This window comes from Novacetimonas hansenii JCM 7643 (assembly GCF_000964405.1).
GTDB classification, from domain to species: Bacteria; Pseudomonadota; Alphaproteobacteria; order Acetobacterales; family Acetobacteraceae; genus Novacetimonas; species Novacetimonas hansenii.
Genome location: NZ_BANE01000259.1, coordinates 1 through 7363, shown reverse-complemented (window position 1 = coordinate 7363; position 7363 = coordinate 1). Strand labels below are relative to the sequence as shown.

General features: G+C 64.5%; 3 protein-coding genes. 1 reads left to right on the top strand and 2 read right to left on the bottom strand.

Going from position 1 to position 7363, the window contains the following annotated elements; translation table 11 throughout:
- Positions 1-217: 217 nt before the first annotated feature.
- Positions 218-721 (bottom strand): peroxiredoxin, encoded by a 504-nt coding sequence (locus B7G66_RS14285; RefSeq protein ID WP_003621165.1) that lies wholly within the window; start codon positions 719-721, stop codon positions 218-220.
- Between the two features lie 98 nt (positions 722-819).
- Entirely contained in the window at positions 820-3873 is a 3054-nt protein-coding gene (locus B7G66_RS14280) for a bifunctional [glutamine synthetase] adenylyltransferase/[glutamine synthetase]-adenylyl-L-tyrosine phosphorylase (RefSeq protein ID WP_003621163.1), read from the bottom strand.
- A gap of 20 nt (positions 3874-3893) precedes the next feature.
- Here B7G66_RS14280 and B7G66_RS14275 point away from each other — a divergent pair, with 20 nt between their 5' ends.
- Positions 3894-7265, top strand: coding sequence for an AsmA-like C-terminal region-containing protein (locus tag B7G66_RS14275; RefSeq protein WP_003621161.1), 3372 nt, complete (start codon positions 3894-3896; stop codon positions 7263-7265).
- Positions 7266-7363: the final 98 nt, after the last annotated feature.

Genomic DNA, 7363 nt, shown 5'->3' with positions numbered 1-7363 from the left:
CGCCGCCACCCCCGCCGCCGCCCCGCCCGATGATGTATTACGCCCCACCGATGGCCTATGGGCCGCCCCCTCCGCCGCCGCCGGGTCCGTATGGTGGTTATGGCGGCGGGTATTACGGGCCGCCGCCTTACTGATGCATGCGGCGGGGGCGGTATCGGGCAGTCAGTGGCAGCCCATCAGGTGCCAGTCCATCAGGTCGCCGGTCGTGCGTGTCCGCTCACTTTCCGGCGCGCAGGGCGTGGACGGCCTTCATCACGGCGGCGACGTGGCCCGTCACCTTGACCTTGCGCCATGCCTGCACCAGCCGGCCCTGCGCATCGACCAGGAAGGTCGCGCGTTCGATCCCCATATAGGTCCGGCCATACATGGATTTTTCGATCCATACGCCATAGGCCTCCGTCACCGCGCCTGTGGCGTCGGAGGCCAGGGGGAAGGACAGGTTCTGTGCATCCGCGAATTTCTCGATTGCGGGCATGGCATCGCGTGACACGCCAATGACGGTGATGCCGTCTTCCTTGCCCAGGTCCGACAGAGCTTCCTGAAAGCCGCAGGCTTCCTTGGTGCAGCCCGACGTATTCGCCTTGGGATAGAAATACAGGACGAACGGCTTGCCCCGCAGTGCCGACAGGCTGACATGGCGGTCATGGCTTGCCGCCATGTCGAAATCGGGCACCGGTGCGCCGGGTTCGGGAAAGACGGGGGGTGAAGTCTCGTTCATCATGAAATGCCTTCGAAAGTCATCATGGGGTGCAGGGAGGGGGACACCCGCCATGCTGTTGTGTTTGTGTGGGGCTTTGTGCCGTTGCGCAATGGTTTCCTTCATGTCCCATCGTCGATGTTTCCGATGGGCGGCAATGGGCCGATCAGGCGGACGAACGCATCGCGCACACGTTGCGCCATGTCATCCATGCGCGCCAGCATGCCCTGTTCGTCGCGGGCATCGAGTTCGCGCATCATGATTTCCTGGGCCGCGGGGGGCAGCGCATCGGGAATTTCGGTACCCATCAGGATGCGCAGCATGCTTTGCGCCGAACGCCAGAACAGGTCCGCCCGCCGCAGCAGGCGCGCATCGGCGGCCGACAGCATCCCCGCGCGCGCCAGCCGCGTGAATGCCACGCGCGTGCATGGGGAACGCGCGCCGGGGGCAGCGGCAAGGAGTTGCAGGCCCTGTGCGATGAATTCGACCTCCATCAACCCACCCGCACGGCGTTTTATGTCCCACGGTCCCTGTGGCGGCAGGTCGCGCATCAGGCGTGCGCGCATGGAACAGACATCCGCGCGCAACGCATCTGCATGCAGCGCGCGTGCATTGCCGCTGGTGCCATCAAGTGCGGTGTCGATGGCCGCACGCAGGCGTTCGGCCATCGCGGGCGCACCCGCGATGATGCGCGCACGTGTCAGGGCCATGCGTTCCCACGTCCATGCCGATTCCGCATGGTAACGCCGGAACGACGACAGCGACACCGCGACCGGTCCCTTCGATCCCGACGGACGCAGGCGCATGTCGGCCTCATACAACGGCCCTTCGGCCCCCGGTGCGGTCAGCGTGGCGATGAAGGCATGCGCCAGCCGCACGTAATAGGTACCCGCCCCCAATGGCCGTGCCACCGGCGCGCCTGTTGCACGGCGCGTGCGTGGCACCACGCTTTCCATCACATCATCGGGGTGATCGAACACCAGCATCAGGTCAAGGTCGGACCCCGGCATCATCTCGCGCGATCCGGCCTTGCCCATCGCCACCACTGCCATCGCCCCGCCGGGCACGTGACCATGGCGTGCGCGGTGTTCGGTCATGACGGTGCGCAAAAGCCCGCGCATGACCGCATCGGCCATCGCGGTGCGCACACGCGCGGTGCGGTCCTCCGTCATGCGATGTTCCAGGCGCGCGACGGACAGGCGGAATTCCTCCCCACAGACCAGCCCGCGCAGCACCGGCAGCAGGCGTTCAGGTCCCATCGCCTGCGCCACATGCTGGCGTACCAGCAGTACGGCGGCACGCGCGGTGTCGTCCGCTGCCTCGATCGTGCTGGCATCCAGCAATCCGTCCAGTGCGGAGGGCGCCTGCGCCAGATGGTTGGCAAGGAACGCGGAACAGTCGAGTACGGTCATGATCCGGCGCACCAGCGCGGGATTGCGTTCCAGCAGCGACAGGAACTGCACCCCCGCCCATTGCCGTTCCAGCAGCGTGTCAAAGCGACGCAGCACCGTCAGCGGATCGCGCCGCGCCCCGATTTCACGCAATATCCCCGGCAACAGGCGATGGAGCAGCATCCGTGCGCGGTCCGAACGCAGGGCGCGCAGGCGGTTGGTATCCCACCGTTGCAGGATGCCGCGCGCCGCGTCGAGCGTATCGGGTGCAAAGCCGGCCTGTTCAAGGTGCTCGCCCACCTGTGCGTCCTCTGGGGCGATGGTGTCGTCGGGACGGTCAGGTTCGGAGAACTGGTGTTCGAAAATGCGGCGCGACTGCTGCATGACGGGCAACATGGCGCGGGCGAGGGCGGGGCCGTCCACCTCATTCATGAAAATGGCGAACTGTGCGAATCTGTCGGTGGTTTCGGGCAGTTTGTGCGTCTGGTGGTCGGCGCGCATCTGCAGGCGATGTTCGACCTGTCGCATCATGTGATAGTTGCGCGACAGGATTGTGTATTGCGCATGCGTAATCAGTTCCGCCTGTGTCAGGTGCCGCAACGCACCCAGCGTCGTGGGGTCGCGCAGGTCGGGCCTGCGCCCACCCCAGACCAGTTGCAGCGCCTGTGCCACGAACTCCACTTCGCGGATGCCACCCTGGCCCAGTTTCACATCATGGCCCAGCAACCAGTCACGCATCGCGTCCGTGCAGGCGGGGGTGTCCGTCGCCATGTCGAGCAGCCCGCCACGCCCGGCATTCCGGTGCCTGTCGATGCGTGCTTTCATGTCATGGATGTCGTCAATCACCGCGAAATCAAGATGACGCCGCCAGACGAAGGGATGGATCGCGGCAAGGAAACGCTGTCCCGCGGCAATGTCGCCTGCGACGGGGCGGGCCTTTATCATGGCGGCGCGTTCCCATGTCCGTCCCATGCTTTCATAATAGGTGATGGCCGTGGGAAACGAGACGGCAAGGGGGGTGGCCGACGGATCTGGGCGCAGGCGCAGGTCGGTGCGGAAAACATACCCATCTGCATCGCGTGCTTCCATCAGGCCGACAAGGTCGCTAGTCATGCGGACGAAGATACGCCGCAGGTCCTCGTGTTCGGGGTGGCAGGCCGGGTCGTAAAGGACGATCAGGTCGATATCGGAGGAGTAGTTCAGTTCCCGCGCGCCCAATTTCCCCATGGCCAGGACGACAAAGCCGCTGCCGCGCGCAGCATCGTCCGGGTCAGGCAGAACCAGATGGCCTGCATCATGGGCCGTGCGCAGCAGATGTCTGACCGCGACCTGCAGGGTTGTTTCGGCCAGGTGGCTCAGCGCGTGCGTCACCTGTTGCAGCGACCATGCCCCCCCGATATCCGCCAGTGCGATGGTAAGGGCGGCATGCCGCTTGGCCGTGCGCAGGGTATGGGCGATCGCGTGACGGGGCTGCTGTGGCGATTCGGCGCGCATGTCGGCAAGGATGTCGCGCATGACCCGGTCCGGCCCGTCGCGCAGAAGCCGGGCGAAGGTTTCGGTATCGCGTCGCGCAAGGTCCGACAGATAGGGGCTGTTGCCCCCCATGGCGTCAAGCATCGCGGCGACAGCAGGCGCAGACAGCCACGCCATGTCCAGCCCGCATTCGACAAAGGCGCGTTCCATGTCCTCATGCAGCAGATGTGCGCCGCGCGCATCGGCGGCCGGAGGCCAGGTGCAGGCATGCCAGCCGTGATGGAGATCGGGGCTGGTGGGAAGGTGGGACATCTGGGACAACCTGGGCAGCAATGGCGACGGGGCGCAGCGTGGACGCCATGAAGCATGATGGTCAAGACACCCCGCCACCACCGCCACCACCGCCACCACCCCCGCCGTCCCCCACGCGGGATGTGTGGCTGCGCCTGATCGGGTTGCGTGTGGTGCGTGTGCTGGTCTGGACGGGGCTTGCGTGCATCGTGCTGCCTGCCGTGCTGCTGCTGGCGCTGACGTTGCGGCTGTCAACGGGGCCGATCGACGTGACGCCGATGGTGCGCATGATGACGCCGCTGTCGGTCCTGCATGGGCCGGGGGCCAGCCGGCGGCAGGGACGCCTGACGGTGCGGCAGGTGCGCCTTGGATGGAATGCGCTGCATGCGGGAATACGCAGCCCGCTGGAAGTATGGGCCGATGGCCTGTCCATCATGAGTGCGGATGGCACGCTGGCCAACAGCATCGACCACGGTCATGTCGTGCTTGACACCCCTGCGCTGGTGCATGGTGACGTGGTGCTGGAACAACTGTCGGTAACTGGTGTCCGCCTTGCGCTGGCGCGTAACCCGGAAGGGGACATCGGTCTTGACCTTGGCCCCGGCACGCCCGAGGACAGCACCCATTCCCACGGACATTCGGTGGACCTGTCGCTGCTGCGGCGGATCATCGTGTCGGATGCGCAGGTAAAATTCAGTGACCAGATTTCGCAGCGCGTATGGCGCACGCGCGATGCCTCCGCCAACCTGCATGTCATTTCCCATCAGGGGCAGGTCGGGGCCAGCGGTTCGGTCAGCTTCATGCTGGAGGGCAATGGCAAGCACCTTGTCCTGCGTGGGGAGGGACAGCAGGATGCGCCGGGACGCATCAACTGGACGTTGAAGCTTGATCCCGTCAGTCCGTCCGCCTTTGCCCCGGGGCAGAAGGAGGTTGCGCCGCTCGACCTGCCGGTGGGCGGGACCTTGCAGGTGTTGCTGGCGTCCGGGGGAGGGGGGCAGTTCATGGCCCCGCGCACACTGGGCGCCTATCTGAAGGTTGGTAATGGCACGGTGGTGACGCGGCGTAACGGGACGGTGCTTGTTGGTGATGGGGAGGCCCATATTGTCGCGTCCTTTGACCCCGGCCCGGCCGATGCACCGTTCGACGGCCCCTTTCGCGCCACGTTGGAGAAGATGGTCGTACATCTGCGGGCACCGGGACATGCCGAAGATGACGGCAGCGGCCCGACGCTGACGGCCACGGGGAGCATGCATGCCTCCTCCATGCTGCATCCGCGTGATGTTGGCATCGGCGTCTCGGCGGAGGCGCTGGCCCTTGATTTCGCCACGCTGGGTGATTTCTGGCCGCCTGGCGCGATGAAGGGCGCGCGCCGGTGGGTGACGGCGAACATAACGAAAGGCCATGTCAGCGAACTGCAGGCGCGTGTCGGGCTGGTCAGTCACGATGGCTGGGACGGGCTGGACCTGACATCGCTGACGGGTGACATCCGTGCAGAGGGGATGGAACTGTACTGGCTGCGTCCGATCCCGCCGCTGCATGACATGGATGCCCACCTGACGTTCAAGGGGCCGGACGAAATCGCGATCAGCTTTGGCCATGCCTATCAGCTCGTGGATCGGACGGACCGTCACGTCAATGCGACCGGTATCGGCCGGATCGAGGTCGGGCCGGGATCAATGCTGATTACCGGCCTGATGAAGAAGATCCAGATGGGGGACATCAACACCACCTTGCAGGGCAATGCGCGTGATATCCTCGCCCTGCTGGCTGAGCCGAGGCTGAATGTGCTGTCACGCCACCCGATGAGCTTTACCTCCCCCTCCGGCAAGGCCAATGTCTCGCTGCATATCGCGCTGCCCCTTGATGCGCATGTCAAGCTGGCGCAGATCGACCTGCGCACGCATACCGACCTGGCACAGGTGCATCTGGGCAATGTGGTAATGGGCCGTGCCCTCGACAGCGGGCGTTTCGGGATCGACGCCTCGATCGACGGGCTGATGCTCAAGGGAACGGGGAACCTGTCGGGCATACCCTCCACCATCCTGTATACGATGGATTTCCGGTCCGGGCCGTCTGACCGCGCGGTTGAAAGCGCAAGCGTGCAGGGATACCTGACGCCCGGCGGTGTGCGTCGCGCCGGATTGGACATGGGCGAGCATTTCGGGGGCAGCGCCGCGCTGGATGTGGATTATGACCGTTATCCCGGTGGGCGGGCGCAGGTGGATATCGACCTCGACCTCAAGCACGCATCGCTTACCATTCCGATCTGGAGCAAGCGTGTGGGCGAAGATGCCAATGCGTCCGTGGTCATCAACCTTGACCACGGGCATGTGTCCTCCATCGAGGACATACGCGCGGCGGGGCCGGAACTTCTGATTGATGGGCATGCCGAAACGGCGGAGGGAACGGGCAGGCGCCTGATCCTGCACGGGTTTCGCGTGGGACGTTCGAACGGGAACGCGATTATCACCATCCCGGCGGGGGAGAAGGAGCCATATGGCGTATCGGTTGCGGCCCGGGTGCTCGACCTGTCGCCGTTGCTGACCTATCAGCGGCAGGCCGGGGCGACGGCCGATGGTGGTACCGCCCCTGCCCCGGCCAAGGGGTATCACATGCCCGAGGCCGCGAGTGGACGGGTGAAAAGCGCGCCGGGGCGGAGCTGGAACATCAATGTCGATGCCCGCACCGTCTTTTATACCAAGACACAGTCGATACAGGGTGTGCGCAGCCATCTGGAGGATGATGGCGTGCGGCTGACGCGCGCGTCATTTTCCATGACCGGGCCGACGCCTGCCTCCGCCACGCTGACGCCCGATGGCAAGAGCCGGGTGCTGTCGATGCATATCGCGGACCTTGGCGCGTTGCTTAAGGACATGAAGCTGGGGGATCGTATGGAGGGGGGACAGGTCGATCTGGAGGGAACATTCGATGACATGGATGCCAGCGCACCCTTTTCCGGTAATCTGACGACCGGGCCATTCGTCCTGCGGCAGGTGCCCACCGTGGTGCGTATGGTCAACAATGCCTCCATCTATGGCTGGATGAAGGCGCCCCATGCACCGGAATTCGAGGTCGAACACGTCAAGATGCCCCTGACGTTTCGGGACGGTGTGGTCAATATTACCGATGGCCTCGTCAGCAATACGTCACTTGGGGCGACGGTTGCGGGGCGTATCAACCTGGATACGGCGACGCTTGACCTTGACGGGACAATCATCCCGGCCTTTGCCGTCAATGCGGCCCCCGGACACCTGCCGGGCGTGCTGGGTTGGCTGTTCAGCCCGGAAAAGAATGGTGGCGTGGTGTCGGCCACGTATCAGATCAACGGACCGTTCGATAACCCGAACGTGCATGTCAATCCGTATGCCCTGCTATTGCCCGGGTTCCTGCGCGACCTGGCCCATATCCATTAAGAGATTGTTTGAAAATAAGTGCTTGATAAAAAAGAAAAGTTTTTGGGTTCTGCTTTTTTTCAGAAAGGCGGCGTCTTCTGAAGCTTTTTAGAAAAAGC

Coding starts and splice junctions, on each gene's coding strand:
- B7G66_RS14285 (WP_003621165.1), bottom strand. CDS start 721: ATGATGAACGAGACTTCACCCCCCGTCTTTCCCGAACCCGGCGCACCG.
- B7G66_RS14280 (WP_003621163.1), bottom strand. CDS start 3,873: ATGTCCCACCTTCCCACCAGCCCCGATCTCCATCACGGCTGGCATGCC.
- B7G66_RS14275 (WP_003621161.1), top strand. CDS start 3,894: ATGGCGACGGGGCGCAGCGTGGACGCCATGAAGCATGATGGTCAAGAC.